Genomic DNA, 13,420 nt, shown 5'->3' with positions numbered 1-13,420 from the left:
AGTGAGGAGGAAACGTTTTGGAAATGAAAGGAGCCATGGGTGGCTTATACAAAGTTACCGAGTGGATTACCCGCATCGCTTTTTCTAATATATTGTGGGTGTTGTGTTCTTCGCCTTTTCTATTTATTTTGTTTACGAAATTCCTGATGATGACCCAGACGCCGGATGCGCACAACGAGCAAATTCTGTCCAACTGGATTTTGGGGATCTTGGCGCCGTTTTTGTTGTTTCCCGCTACGGCCGCGTTGTTCACGGTCGTAAGAAAGTGGGTTATGGGGGATCCGGATATTCCGATCTTTAAAACTTTTTTTTAAAGGCTACAAGGAAAATTACAAACAGGCCATGATCGGCGGTATCGTATATACGCTTCTGTTCGTTATTATGTATGTGGACTACACGGTTTACATGACGCAGCTTAAGGGCTTCCAGCTTGTCGGCATCGTAATGCTCGTGCTTCTGCTTGTCCTGTTCGTGTCGATGTTCAATTTCTTTTCCATGGCCGTGCATTATGAGATGAAGACGCGACAATTGCTGAAAAATGCGATTCTGCTTACGCTTATCCGTCCGTTTCGCGTCTTTTCGACACTGGCGGGAAGCGCTATATTGGTATTTATTGGAATGAAAATGTTCGTGCTGTTCATCTTTTTCTTGTTCTCGTTAATGGCGCTGCTAGCCTTCTTTAACTTCTACGCAACGTACCTGAAGATGCAGGAGCAAGCCGAACGCATGAAGCAGCTGGAAGAGGAGGAATCCGCCGAACAAGCCCTTCTGGAAAGCATGGATACGGTTAAATCCGAGGATAAAGAGTCGGATCAACGCAAATTGTAGGTTTACTTTTTCGAAAAAAGCCCCTATAATAAGACTACATCCTGCGATGTGCGTTTCGGTATTCCGTTGTTTTGAACCAATGACGATGTCTAGGGAGATCAACATCGAATCGTGGCTGAAAAGCCCTGTCTATACGACAAGGGGAATTCAAAAACGGTTTTGCGATCACCCACCTGCTAATGCAGGTTCGAAGACAATGTTACCGGACGGCATAGGCGGGTTTCTAGAACACATATGAGCGGGCGCCTCTTCCTTCGAATCGTTTGAAGGCAAGGGGCGCTTTTTTGCATATGGCAGAGATATGCGAAAGAGTGATTTTACTTGGGAATAAAGGTTTGCTGAAAGCCTAAACAGTGTTAAACTAGAGAGTGAAAAGGGAACGGTCATTTATAAAGGAGGAACGGTCTTTGTCATTAAAACGAGTTTTAGCGGGTATCGTGCGCAGCTATGACGGCACAAGCGACCGTGCTAAAGACCCCAAACTGAAAACGCGTTACTACAATCTCTCCAAGGAGAAATGCTTTGAAGAGGTATCCTCGACTTTAAAGAAGATCCCGGGCTACAAAGTGCTGCATGAGGTTCCATCCGTTGGCGAAATCACGCTGGAGAAGAAAACCTCTTTCGGACGAACGCTTGATATTACGGTATCCGTGCTGGGGATCAATCCGGTGCGGTCCGCTATCGATATGTATTCGGCATCCCGCGGCTCACTGGGTGACCTGGGTGCCAACTATCGCGTCATTTTGAACTTATTTTCGGTCCTGGACAAAAAGCTTGCCAAACATAAGATTGACGCCTAAACCCACATGCAGAAACAACTCCGTCGTCCCCTTATTAGCGAAGGGCGACGGCGTTTCTGCGAAATACAAGGAAAGCGTAAATGAAATCCGAAAAACGAAATTGGGCATGCCCCATCAACGTCTTATATTTCGAAAACATAAAAAAGCGGGAGAGCAGCTCTCCCGCTTTTTAAAAGTGCGGCTTGGTATGTAATGACAAAGTTTTACCGCAACGCTTTAACGGCCTCAACGGCTGCTTCGTAATTCGGATGCTCGGTCATTTCGGCAAGGTATTCCACATAGGCGATTTTATCGTTTTGATCCACGACAAAGATCGAGCGCATGTCAAGCTGGAATTCCTTGATCAGCACGCCGTAGGCTTGACCGAAGGAGCGGGTCTTGTAATCGGACAGGGTTACGACCCGGTCCACCCCGGCAGCTCCGCACCAGCGGGCCTGCGCGAATGGAAGGTCGGCACTGATGGTAAGGATAACAACATCTTCTCCGAGTCCGGCAGCTTCCTCGTTAAAGCGGCGGGTTTGAGCATCGCATACGCCGGTATCGAGTGAAGGCACAACGCTGATCAGCTTGATTTTGCCTGCAAAATCTTTCAGTGATACGTCTTCCAGCAGATTTTTGCTGACCGTAAAATCAGGCGCTGCATCGCCAGCCTGAAGTTGGGGACCGATTAGAGTAATAGGGTTGCCTTTAAACGTGGCGACGCCCGTACGTTCTTGAGCCATGAAAAATCTCCTCCTCGAATATCAAAGTTTGGTGATCAGGTTCATGGTACATTATAATATTTTTAAAAAGGGAATGTCCACTAAGGATATCCTGAGCCCGGCTTTCGGGTTAGGAGGATGCCATGATATTTATTCGCTATGAAAATTGGAAAAATTATTTGCGTTACTATCCGTTTACGTCCCTGTTGTTAGTGGCCAACGTTGTCATGTTTCTTATCGTGACGTTTAACGGCGGATCAAGGGACCCGGAGACCATGATTGAATTCGGGGCTCTTGTCAGCGTAGACCCGTTTCGCGATGAATGGTGGCGTTATATTGCAGCGGTGTTTTTGCATAACGGTTTTGACCATCTGTTTTTTAACAGCTTTGCCTTGCTCGTCATCACGCCGCCGCTGGAGCGTATTCTGGGAAGCTTCCGGTACGCGATTCTGTATCTGTTCAGCGGGGTGTTGGGAAACGTGCTCAGCATCGCTTATTATGAACGTGTGGGAGAGCTTGCTTGGCTTGTGGGCGCTTCCGGCGCGATCTACGGCGTATATGGTGCATTCTTGTATATAGCACTGTTTCAGCGGTCCATGATGGACGAAGCCTCCCGAAAGATGCTTTACACGCTGCTGATTATGGGTCTGTTATTCTCCTTTATGCCGAATATCGGCTGGATGGCCCACCTTGGCGGCATGGTTGGCGGATTTTTCATTTACGGTCTGATGATCCGGCTCTTTAGGCGCCGGACTTGATTCGGCTTTGGCCCGAAGGTCATAGTATAGGTACTAAGCAAAAGCTTGAGGGAATGCAGAATGGAGCGAATATCGCGTGGAATTAAGACAGTTGCAATACTTTGTTAAGGTTGCGCAGAAAGAGCACGTTACCCAGGCAGCGGAGGAGCTTCATGTGGCCCAGTCTGCCGTGAGCCGTCAGATCCACCAGCTGGAAGAAGAGTTGGGCGTTAACCTGTTCATGCAAAAAGGACGCAACCTGCAGTTAACGCCTGTAGGGCAATTGTTCTGCAAACGGGTTGAAGGTATCATGAAGGATCTGGACCGTGCGGTCGCTGAAATACATGAGTTTTTGGATCCCGAGCAGGGTGAAATCCGGATCGGATTTCCGCACAGTCTCGGCATCCATCTGATTCCGTCCGTTGTTGCGGAATTTCGGCAAAAATATCCGAACGTGAAGTTTCGATTCAAACAGGGGATGTTTCCGACGTTAATCCGGGACGTCATTTCGGCGGAGGTTGATTTGGCGTTTGTGTCGCCTTTTCCGGACCGCCATGACCAGGTCGCAGGGGATGTCGTTCTGACTGAGGAGCTGTTCGCCATTCTGCCTCCCAATCATCCGCTCGCGGGGGAGAAGGAGATCAGGCTGGAGCAGCTGAAGGATGAGCGCTTTGTCCTGTTCAGCAAGGGATATTCCTTGCGTCCGATTGTATGGCATGCCTGCCTGGAGGCCGGGTTTACCCCGAAAATCGCCTTTGAAGGCGAAGAGACGGATACGATCCGCGGTTTGGTAGCGGCCGGAATGGGGGTCAGTCTTCTTCCGGAAATGGCCTTGTTCCAGACCAATCCGCTGCAGCCGGCAAGAGTGAGGATTACGGAGCCGAAGGTCACGCGTTCCATCGGGTTGATTCACCGGGCTGATGAAAAGCTGCCCCCGGTAGCTCAGGCGTTCCGGAAATTCCTTCTTCAGTATTTCGGGCTGGGGGCGGGTGCCCAGCCGAAGAAGGAAGGGCTCTCCGGCACCGTTCTGGACGGCAAGGGCAAGGGATAGATGTCATTGCCCTTTGAGGTACGGCCGTTTAGCTAATTCATCAAGAGATGCCGGTCTATCGGGGATTCAACTCTTGTTATATCTTGGAAAGCATAAAAAAGGTTACCGTTCTTACTGAACGGTAACCTTTTTTTCTTAACCATTACTCACGGCTGTTCGCAAAAATCATGATGTAACGAAGAAGTTCCAGCAGAGAGAGCAGGGCGGCAGCCACGTAGGTAAGGGCCGCTGCATTCAGTACTTTGGCAACGCCGCGTTCTTCCTCATTCGTAATGTAGCCTTCCGAAACCATGATCTCGCGGGCACGGTTGCTGGCATTGAATTCGACCGGCAATGTGACGAGCTGGAAAGCAACGGCGGCCGAGAAGAAGATTATGCCGAGGCCGATCAGGTTGAAAGCCTGGAACAAAATGCCGGCGATCAACAGGAATGGCGCGATGCCGGACGCGAAATTGACAATCGGGAACATTTTGTGGCGTGCGACCAGCATCGGGTAGCTTACTTTATGCTGAATAGCATGGCCCACTTCGTGACATGCAACCGATACGGCGGCTATGGAGCGTTCGTAGTAGACCGGTTCGGACAGACGCACAACTCGGTGAATCGGATCGTAGTGGTCGGACAAGGCGCCGGGAACGGGTTCGATCGGCACGTCATGAAGACCGTTGGCATCCAGCATATGACGGGCAGCGTCATAACCGGTCATTCCGCTCCCGTTCTCCACCTGTGCCCATTTGTTAAACGTGCCCTTAACCCGGAACTGTGCCCACAAGGAGAAAATAAAAGCAATAATGATGAGAATATACATACCGTCAAAATACATGGTTCATACCTCCACTCTTTTATTATGCAGCTTTACATGGATGTAAAGTGGTTAAGCAAGATTTGCAGCGACTCGATGCAAGCCGCCCCTTTGGGAAGGATATTGGATAATGCGGCGCGGGCCTGATTGGGCTTTAGCTCCTTTAATAGAGGATTAATCTCGTTAACCTCCCGTTCAAGCTTCTGAATCTGGATTTCGAGCTGGGTCAGTTTATCCGTAACCTCGGATTCTTCGGCAACCGTTCTCCAGCGTTCCAACATATCCTTGATCTCTTCGAGGGTATATTTCTCTTGTTTAAGTTGATTAATACGTTTCAGCGTGGTCAAGGTTTCATGATTGTACAAACGATAATTTTTCAACGTCCGCTTCTCCGGATTAATCAACCCGAGCTTCGTATAATAGTCGATTGTTCTTTCACTGATTCCGGCAGCCTTGGCCAATTCGCCGATGCGGTACAGATTCATGTGTCCGCTCAAACTTCCCACGTTCGATCACCTCGCAGGCCTGTATGATTATGATATTAACTCCCGATAAAAATATGATACATGAATATGAACCGTACAGTCAAACGTCATACTTTTGAAAATAACCGTAAATTTCAGTGAATTTCAGAAAATTTCACATCATGGAAACAAATAACAAACATCTATTGTGTTAGATTATATAACATATAATATGGATTATTTCGTCTTTTTTTTCAGAAGAGCATTGTAAACCTTACGTTTCAATGTATATAATACGTAAAACGATGGATTGTGTAATGAAAACTAACATTAAGGAGTGGGGCAAATGAAAAAAAGAAGTTTGGGTGTATTCTTAACGCTGGGTACCATGACTTCCTTTCCGGTAAGCGCCTTTGCAGAAGGGGCGGCTACCAATATGCAGCTGCAATCCGGGCTTAACTCGGTGTTTGTGTTTTTAGCCGCCCTGCTGGTGTTTTTCATGCAGGCCGGTTTTGCGCTGCTGGAAGCGGGCTCGGTAAGAATGAAGAATGCCGGTCATGTCGCCGGCAAAACGGTCCTGACTTTCGGGATCAGCATCGTATCGTTCTGGGCGCTTGGTTTTGGCCTGGCTTTCGGAAACGGCAACCGTTTTTTCGGATTGGAAGGCTTCTTCCTCAGCGGCGATAACATGGCAGCATCGTTTTCCGCCTTCTCGGCTTACGATGTCCCTACAACGATCATGTTTTTATTCCATCTGTCTTTTGCAGCCGTGTCTCTGGCGATCGCCTGCGGGGGAATGGCGGAGCGTGCCAAGCTGAGTGTCTATATCATTTTCGGCATATTGTTTTCCATCGTGATTTATCCTGTTGTCGCTCATTGGGTATGGGGCGGCGGCTGGCTTGGAAGCCTGGGCATGCAGGATTTTGCCGGTTCGACGGTCGTGCATTTAACCGGCGCTACCGCGGCTCTTGTCGCAACCGTTATGTTAAAGCCGCGTCTCGGCAAATACAACAAGGACGGAAAACCGAACAGCATTCCAGGGCATAACCAGGTACTGTCGGTGCTTGGCGTCCTCATGATCTGGATCGGCTGGTTCGGCTTCAATCCGGGAAGCACGATTTCGGCCCTGATGGACGGATTCTTCGGTTTCGTTGCCCTGAACACCAACATTGCTGCAGCTGCAGGCGCTTTGGCAGCTCTGCTCATCTCATGGGCGGTTCTTGGCAAGGCGGATATTCCAAGCATGTTGAACGGAATTCTTGCCGCTTTTGTAGCCATCACCGGGGCCTGCGCTTTTGTTGAGCCTTGGGCAGCCGTCGTGATCGGCGCGGTTGCGGGCAGCGTTACTTTTTTCTCGGCACAATGGTTTGAACGCAAAGGGGTTGACGATCCGGTCTATGCTTTCTCGGTGCACGGGGTTGCCGGGATGTGGGGGGGCGGTTTCCACGGGTTTGTTTGCTTCTCCCCGCCTGGTTGAAATAACCGGTATAGGGGATGCAGGCCTTTTCTACGGAGGGGGCTTCGGACAGCTTGGTGTTCAGCTTCTCGGGCTTGCCGGAACGTTCGCGTTCGTGCTCGTTCTCTCCTACCTTATCCTCGGATTGATGAAAGTGACGATGGGCATTCGGGTTACGGAAGAAGAAGAACTCATGGGCCTGGATATCAGTGAACACGGCACGTACGGTTATCCTGAGCAAATGAAGCTGCTGGCCGAGTCGGAGTCAAAGGCTAACGAGCTTCCCGGTATCCCAAAGAGCATACACGGAAGCGAGCCGGCGATTTAGCGGAACGTAAAAAAAATCCGTCGCGGGGAGGAAGCTTCATGAAACCTCTGATATCATATGATCCGAACCCCGGGTTCCCGGAAATCCGGATGGCGGGAACGGCTCAAGAATTGAGGGAAGCCCGGATATCCGGGCAAAATAAACTTCTGGAAATCAAAAACGGGGCGGAACCGGCGTTTTGGATAAATCTGGTGAACCGAATGCATGACGAGGTTGGGCAGAGGGCGGTTTTCCTGTGCGAGCGGGAGATGAATGAGGCTGGCTTTGGCCGGCCTCCCGCCCGTTATGCCTTTGTGGCCTTCGGGAGTTGCGGAAGGCGGGAGGCCACGTTATGGAGCGATCAGGACAACGGCTTGATCATCGAGGATGAGCTGGAAGGCAATGCCGTCATATATTTCCGCCGGTTTGGAACACGGTTGTCCAATATGCTCGAGACGGCCGGTTATCCTAAATGCAAGGGCAAAGTAATGTGTTCCGAACCGGCCTGGAATATGAAAATCTCCGAGTGGAAACGGCAGCTGGAGGAATGGAGCGCCGACCATGTATGGGAACCGACCCGGCATTTGATCATTGCCTCCGACATGCGCCATGTTGCGGGAAGCAGGGAGCTGTCGGAGGCTTGGGCCCGTCATTTTCATAGCTGCGTCCTGAACAATACGGATATCATACCGGCACTGCTTCGCAATACCGTTCGCCACAAAGCGACCCTCAACGTGATGGGGCAGATTGTAACCGAAAGATTCGGTGAACATGCCGGCGATTTCGATGTCAAGTATGGCGTATATATTCCCCTCGTAAACAGTATACGAACCATGGCGCTTCAGCGCGGGATTGCGGAAACCTCCACCCTCCGCCGTCTGGAACGGATCATGCTGCTGGAGGGAGGAAGCCTGCTTCTGGAAAATGCGCAGCATGCTTTTATGATTGCCCTGAAAATGCGGAACGACACGCCGCTGCGAATCCAGGACGGACTTGTCGGCAGCAGCGGTTATTTGCTGAAAGAACAGCTTAAGAATAAAAAGGTGCTGTACGAGCTGAGGGATACGCTGGGTGTTGTGCGCCGGATACACCGAGCGATGCTTAGAGAACTTCGTCTGGCGGAGCGAAAAGGACTTTGAGGGACCCTGGAGAGTCCGGCGGAGGATTTTGGCGGTCTCTGCGCATGGGTGATATACATTCGGCGTTAGCATCCATGAAAGGCGGCCCCTCAGCCCAGCAAATCGCGTTTATCCGCTCGCTGATGAGGGAGCGGCGGCGGCCGGAGGCGCTTGGAACTCCCTTGAACGAGCTGGAAACCGTGGTGTTTGATCTGGAGACGACGGGCTTCGCCCATCAGCGCGGTGATGAGATCCTATCGTTTGGAGCGGCTCGGACGGAAGGCACAGTCATTCTTCAGGAGCCATCCTTTCATATGATCGTTAACAGCGGTACGGCTGTTCCTGAAACGATAACGCGACTGACGGGAATCACCCAGTCCATGGTTGATGCCTCTCCCCCGTTAACCGAAGGGCTGCGCGACTTCATGGCTTTTGTGGAAGGGCGGGTTCTGGTAGCCCATGCGGCCGGGCATGATAAAGCATTTCTCAATGCTGCCCTATGGAAAACATCCAAAGTCCGACTGACTCACCGTTTGTTGGATACGATGATGCTGGCCCGTCGGTTGTATCCCGAGCTTGGGACCTATGCTTTGGATGATCTGCTCCACGAGAAAGGAATCCCGATCGAGGGACGGCATCACGCGCTTTCTGATGCGTTCATGACTGCAAGACTGTGGACTTCTTATATAAAGGAAATCCAGGAGCAGGGGAAGGTGGAGACGCTGGGAGATCTGTACGTTTATTTAAGCGGAATCTAAGGCCAACGGTCCGCTGAGGCTGTCATTCAATCTAAGATGTCCTTCCGTTTATATTGAGGGATATTCGAAAAACCGGGTTTGAAAGTTATGGCGTTCAGGGTACAATAAGGACTATAAAAAAGTAAACCAGCAAAGGAAACGGCCCATGAAACGTAACTTGATCATACTGGCGATTATCCTGTTTGCGGCGGCTGCGGTTATCTATAACCAGGCAGGGGACCGGATTGAAGCGGTGTTCAACCCGGAGCAGCCGCTCCCCACGGAAACGGGCGCAAAAGCGGGCCTTCTGGCTCCCCCTTTTACCGCTCAAGGTTTGGATGGAAAAACATATTCCGTCGGCGGTGCCAGGGATAAGGCGCTGCTCATTAATTTTTGGGCGTCTTGGTGCGACCCTTGCAAGCAAGAGGCACCGGAGCTTGTAAAGCTTGCCGCGCAATATGCGGATGACCTGGACGTTTACGGCATCAACGTGACGAAATACGACAATGAAAAAAAAGGCGCGGGCCTTTATCGAGGAATTCGGCCTGAACTATCCGATCATGCTTGACCGGAAAGGAAAGGTATTCGAAAACACCTACAAGGGAAAAGTATTTCCCACAAATGTCCTGATCGACCGGAACGGCGTCATCCGGGAGATTATTTTGGGGGCCCCGAATCCCAAAGATTTGGAGAAACAAATCAAAAAACTGATCCGGTCCTAAAGGTTCACCAAAAAGAGCACACCCCTTCAAGTTAACGGGATGTGCTCTTTGGTTTGAGTATAAGAAAAGGACGAGAAGTCAATGATTAAAGATTCACCAGACCCGGCCGCGGCACGTTTTCGTCTTCGGTCTGTTCCGGCGAAATCTGGCCCAGCAGCGCATAACGCATACTGTCCACAAGGGCTTCCCAGCTGGCTTCGATGACATTGCCGGATACGCCGACGGTGTTCCATGAGTTTTCTGCGTTCTTGGATTCGATCAGTACCCGGACTCTGGCAGCCGTGGCGTCCTTGTCGTCGAGAACGCGTACCTTGTAGTCCGACAAGTGCATGTCTTTAAGCGCAGGGAAGTATTGCAGCAGCGCTTTCCGGAGCGCGTTATCGAGCGCATTGACCGGTCCGTTTCCTTCGCCGGCGGTATATATGCTTTGACCAGCCACGTTGATCTTGACAAAGGCTTCCGACACAACCGGCCGCCCCGCCGTTTTTTCCACGAGCATTTTGAACGATTCAAAGGTGAACAGCTCCCGCAGTTCCCCGCTCGCTTCACGGAGGAGGAGCTCCAATGAGGCGTCGGCCCCTTCAAATTGGTAGCCCTGATGCTCCAGATCCTTAATCTTGCCGATGACATGCTTGGATTGTTCGCTTGTCGGATCAAAGTTCAGGCCCATATCCTGAGCTTTGGATACAATGTTGCTTTGCCCTGCCAGCTCGGAAACGAGTATGCGCTGCTTGTTTCCGACTTTCTCCGGCTCGATATGCTCGTACGTTCTGGAGTCGCGCAGAATCGCCGAAACGTGAATGCCGCCCTTATGGGCAAAAGCCGCATTGCCGACATACGGCTGGTTTACGGGCATGTTCACGTTGGCGATCTCGCTGACGTAACGGGCCGTATTCGTAAGGTTGGCGATATTGTGCTCGCCGATTACGTCATAACCGAGCTTCAGCTGAAGGTTCGGGATGATGGAGCATAAGTTGGCATTGCCGCAGCGCTCCCCGTATCCATTCATCGTTCCCTGAACATGGGTGACGCCGGCTTGTACGGCGCTTAACGTATTGGCGACCGCCAGCTCGCAATCGTTATGGGTATGGATGCCTAGAGGTGCCCCCGGAAGCCGTCCGTTTAAAGAGGTTACGATCTCATGAATTTCGTGCGGAAGCGTTCCGCCGTTCGTATCGCACATCACGAGCCAGTCGGCACCGGCGTCGCGTGCTTTGGAGAGCACAGAAACAGCATATTCCGGGTTATTTTTGAAACCGTCGAAAAAAATGCTCCGCATCGAAAATCACTTCAAGGCCTTGCCGCTTCAAAAAAGCAACCGAATCAAAGATCATGGCCAGATTTTCTTCGAGTGTCGTCTGCAGTGCCGTATGGACATGGAAATCCCATGATTTTCCGACCAGCGTCGCGGCTTGTACGCCGGATTCAAGGATACGTCTGAGATTGGCATCCTGATCCGCTATGGAATCCTTGCGCCGCGTGCTGCCGAATGCCGTTACTTTGGAAGTCAGGCCGAGGTCCTGCACTCTTTTGAAAAATTCAATGTCTTTGCTGTTGCTTCCCGGGATGCCGCCTTCAATGTAATGGACACCAAGAGCATCCAGCTTTTTGGCGATTTTAATTTTGTCGTCCGCCGACAAGCTGATTCCTTCGCCTTGCGTTCCGTCGCGAAGCGTCGTATCAAAGATGGAAATAGACTTAGACATGATGTCCTCCTTTTTGCAAGTCCGGGATGGACCACGAAGTGATATAATGTTGTCATTATAGCATCTCTTTGCTGCAAAGTGACAAAGAATTGAAATTTTCCCCTTACTGCCCAGGCTTGACCCTTAGCCGCAGGGAAAGATATGTTGTACAGTTTATAGTGCGGGTTCAAAAAGGCGACTTTCTGAACAGCCTTTAATAATATGATGAAGAAGAAGGTATGTATCGTGGGAAAAGTCGACGATTACTATCCGGTAAGCGGACGGGTCATTCTTCACGTGGATATGAACGCTTTTTACTGCTCCGTTCATGAAGCCGAGGAGCCTGAGGTTTACCGGGGGAAAGCGACTGCCGTTGCAGGCAGCGTCGAGCTCCGAAAAGGGGTTATCGTGACCTGCTCATACGCGGCAAGGGCAAAGGGAATCCTGACGGGAATGAATGTCCGCCAGGCGCTGCGGATCGATCCCGACCTCATTCTCATCCAACCGGATTTTCATTTGTACCGCAAATATTCCAATGCATTCATGAATATCGCTTATGCGTATACGCCGCTTTTGGAAGCAACCTCGATCGATGAGTGTTACCTCGATATCACGGGATCCAAGCAGTTCGGCACCCCGCTTCAGATCGCGGAAGAGATTCAAATGCGGATCCGGGAGGAGCTGTCGCTGCCGTGCTCGATCGGCGTGGCGCCGAACAAGCTGCTGGCTAAAATGGGCTCGGATATGAAAAAACCGAACGGCATCTCCATATTGAGAATCCGCGACGTTCCGAAAGTGCTTTGGAGCAAGCCCTGCAAGGAGCTGTTCGGGATCGGCTCGAAAACGGCCGAGAAGCTGAGAAAACTGAATATCGTCACCATCGGCCAACTGGCCGCGGCGGACGAGGGGCTGCTGACGGGCGCATTCGGCGTGATGGGCAGTTGGATGAAGCAGGCGGCGAACGGGGTGGATCACTCGCCCGTGATCGCGGAGCGGGAGAGAAGCAAGTCCATCGGGCATACCACGACGCTTCCATCGGACATTACGTCTGTGGAAGACGTAAGGCGGGTTTTCTTGAATTTGAGCGATCAGGTAGGGCGCAGGCTTCGGAAACAGGAGCTCATGGCGGGAGGCATTCAGATCACGCTCAGGACGCCCGACATGAAGACCATCACAAGATCACGGCATCTGAACACGCCCACGGAGAATACGGAGGACATATACCGGGAAGCCTGTTTATTGTACGAAACGCACTGGAGCGGGGACAAGCCGCTCAGGCTGCTCGGGATCACGCTGCAGCAGCTGACTCCAAAGGCGGAGTCGGCCATTCAACTGGATATTTTCGATTATGAGAAGCAGCCCAAGAAGGAATCGCTGACGCGGGTGATGGATGAGCTTCGGAACAAGTTCGGCGAAAGCGCGGTGCTGACGGCAGGGATGCTAGGGGACGACCCCTCTGCGCTGATCCGGAACCACAAGGTGAGGGGAACGTCGCTGCAGATGGATTTTGTCAGAAACAAAAAACCGAGCGATGAAGAATCCTGACGGAAATACCCGGAATTAACCGGAAATGCCCTCGAATTGTCGGAAAATTCTAGGAAAATCATTTGTGTTCCCTTATAAATTGTATTAATATGTAGATGGTGCGAAGGCAGAATGTGCACCGCAGCTTATGTTTTAGATATACAGGAGGCAGAGAAACTATGGCGAAGTATACATGGGTAGATAAAGATACCTGCATTGCTTGCGGCGCTTGTGGAGCAACGGCACCCGATATTTATGATTATGACGACGAAGGCCTGGCCGAAGTCATCTACGGGGGAGACAACAACCGGGGATGCACCGAAATTCCCGAGGACATGCATGAAGACATGGAGGATGCCTGCGACGGTTGCCCTACGGACTCCATCCGTATCGCGGACGAGCCTTTTAACGAAGAGTAACCATGTTCCTGCGGTTGTTACCGCGGTGTTTAGGAATAGATCAATAGGCATTATTAACATCAGGCGTCT

At 51.1% G+C, this 13,420-nt stretch carries 12 protein-coding genes, 1 other RNA gene and 3 pseudogenes; 12 read left to right on the top strand and 4 right to left on the bottom strand.

What is annotated here, in order from left to right; all coding sequences use genetic code 11:
• The first annotated feature begins 17 nt into the window (after positions 1-17).
• From XI25_RS16155 to XI25_RS16150, 3 genes and pseudogenes are all read left to right on the top strand, one after another.
• Positions 18-828 (top strand): annotated as a pseudogene (locus XI25_RS16155) (YesL family protein).
• A 35-nt stretch (positions 829-863) separates the two neighbouring features.
• A non-coding RNA gene (gene ssrS, locus XI25_RS32230) (6S RNA) lies at positions 864-1,054 on the top strand.
• A gap of 181 nt (positions 1,055-1,235) precedes the next feature.
• Complete coding sequence (locus tag XI25_RS16150) at positions 1,236-1,628, top strand: DUF1499 domain-containing protein (RefSeq protein ID WP_046679478.1); 393 nt, start codon at positions 1,236-1,238, stop codon at positions 1,626-1,628.
• 203 nt (positions 1,629-1,831) lie between these two features.
• On the opposite strand, the gene tpx is transcribed toward XI25_RS16150, so the two are convergent.
• Positions 1,832-2,350: a thiol peroxidase gene (gene tpx / locus XI25_RS16145; protein WP_046679477.1), complete on the bottom strand. Its 519-nt coding sequence runs from the start codon at positions 2,348-2,350 to the stop codon at positions 1,832-1,834.
• Between the two features lie 122 nt (positions 2,351-2,472).
• Here tpx and XI25_RS16140 point away from each other — a divergent pair, with 122 nt between their 5' ends.
• Positions 2,473-3,087 (top strand): rhomboid family intramembrane serine protease, encoded by a 615-nt coding sequence (locus XI25_RS16140; protein ID WP_046679476.1) that lies wholly within the window; start codon positions 2,473-2,475, stop codon positions 3,085-3,087.
• 76 nt (positions 3,088-3,163) lie between these two features.
• On the top strand, positions 3,164-4,117 hold the full coding sequence (locus tag XI25_RS16135) for a LysR family transcriptional regulator (protein ID WP_046679475.1): 954 nt from the start codon (positions 3,164-3,166) through the stop codon (positions 4,115-4,117).
• Between the two features lie 142 nt (positions 4,118-4,259).
• On the opposite strand, the gene XI25_RS16130 is transcribed toward XI25_RS16135, so the two are convergent.
• Together XI25_RS16130 and XI25_RS16125 are read right to left on the bottom strand one after the other, a co-directional pair.
• Entirely contained in the window at positions 4,260-4,940 is a 681-nt protein-coding gene (locus XI25_RS16130) for a zinc metallopeptidase (RefSeq protein ID WP_046679474.1), read from the bottom strand.
• Between the two features lie 32 nt (positions 4,941-4,972).
• A complete protein-coding gene (locus XI25_RS16125; protein ID WP_046679549.1) occupies positions 4,973-5,404 on the bottom strand; it encodes a MerR family transcriptional regulator in 432 nt (143 codons plus the stop codon).
• 325 nt (positions 5,405-5,729) lie between these two features.
• Here XI25_RS16125 and XI25_RS16120 point away from each other — a divergent pair.
• The 5 genes and pseudogenes from XI25_RS16120 (at position 5,730) to XI25_RS35825 (ending at position 9,723) form a co-directional block, all read left to right on the top strand.
• Positions 5,730-7,167: pseudogene (locus tag XI25_RS16120) on the top strand (ammonium transporter).
• A 38-nt stretch (positions 7,168-7,205) separates the two neighbouring features.
• Positions 7,206-8,285, top strand: a complete 1,080-nt coding sequence (locus tag XI25_RS16115) for a DUF294 nucleotidyltransferase-like domain-containing protein (protein WP_046679473.1) — start codon at positions 7,206-7,208, stop codon at positions 8,283-8,285.
• A complete protein-coding gene (locus tag XI25_RS16110) occupies positions 8,282-9,022 on the top strand; it encodes an exonuclease domain-containing protein (protein WP_046679472.1) in 741 nt (246 codons plus the stop codon). Before XI25_RS16115 ends, XI25_RS16110 begins: the two co-directional genes overlap by 4 nt.
• A 145-nt stretch (positions 9,023-9,167) precedes the next feature.
• Positions 9,168-9,569, top strand: coding sequence for a TlpA disulfide reductase family protein (locus XI25_RS16105; protein WP_268794524.1), 402 nt, complete (start codon positions 9,168-9,170; stop codon positions 9,567-9,569).
• Positions 9,562-9,723, top strand: coding sequence for a TlpA family protein disulfide reductase (locus XI25_RS35825; RefSeq protein WP_268794523.1), 162 nt, complete (start codon positions 9,562-9,564; stop codon positions 9,721-9,723). Before XI25_RS16105 ends, XI25_RS35825 begins: the two co-directional genes overlap by 8 nt.
• Positions 9,724-9,808: 85 nt before the next feature.
• On the opposite strand, the pseudogene cimA reads toward XI25_RS35825, so the two are convergent.
• A pseudogene (cimA, locus tag XI25_RS16100) lies at positions 9,809-11,429 on the bottom strand (citramalate synthase).
• Positions 11,430-11,654: 225 nt separating this feature from the next.
• On the opposite strand from cimA, the gene XI25_RS16095 reads away from it, so the two are divergent.
• Together XI25_RS16095 and XI25_RS16090 are read left to right on the top strand one after the other, a co-directional pair.
• Positions 11,655-12,953, top strand: a complete 1,299-nt coding sequence (locus XI25_RS16095; protein ID WP_082112394.1) for a DNA polymerase IV — start codon at positions 11,655-11,657, stop codon at positions 12,951-12,953.
• Between the two features lie 158 nt (positions 12,954-13,111).
• Positions 13,112-13,351 (top strand): ferredoxin, encoded by a 240-nt coding sequence (locus XI25_RS16090; protein WP_046679470.1) that lies wholly within the window; start codon positions 13,112-13,114, stop codon positions 13,349-13,351.
• Positions 13,352-13,420: the final 69 nt, after the last annotated feature.

It is taken from the genome of Paenibacillus sp. DMB20 (genome assembly GCF_000987955.1).
Classification (GTDB): Bacteria; Bacillota; Bacilli; order Paenibacillales; family Paenibacillaceae; genus Paenibacillus_AQ.
This window is presented reverse-complemented; position numbering and strand designations above follow the sequence as displayed.

Bases quoted from the DNA above. Each gene is read 5' to 3' on its own strand.
- XI25_RS16140 (WP_046679476.1), top strand. From the start codon at position 2,473: ATGATATTTATTCGCTATGAAAATTGGAAAAATTATTTGCGTTACTAT.
- XI25_RS35825 (WP_268794523.1), top strand. From the start codon at position 9,562: ATGCTTGACCGGAAAGGAAAGGTATTCGAAAACACCTACAAGGGAAAA.
- XI25_RS16090 (WP_046679470.1), top strand. From the start codon at position 13,112: ATGGCGAAGTATACATGGGTAGATAAAGATACCTGCATTGCTTGCGGC.
- XI25_RS16105 (WP_268794524.1), top strand. From the start codon at position 9,168: ATGAAACGTAACTTGATCATACTGGCGATTATCCTGTTTGCGGCGGCT.
- XI25_RS16125 (WP_046679549.1), bottom strand. From the start codon at position 5,404: ATGAATCTGTACCGCATCGGCGAATTGGCCAAGGCTGCCGGAATCAGT.
- XI25_RS16130 (WP_046679474.1), bottom strand. From the start codon at position 4,940: ATGTATTTTGACGGTATGTATATTCTCATCATTATTGCTTTTATTTTC.
- tpx (WP_046679477.1), bottom strand. From the start codon at position 2,350: ATGGCTCAAGAACGTACGGGCGTCGCCACGTTTAAAGGCAACCCTATT.
- XI25_RS16115 (WP_046679473.1), top strand. From the start codon at position 7,206: ATGAAACCTCTGATATCATATGATCCGAACCCCGGGTTCCCGGAAATC.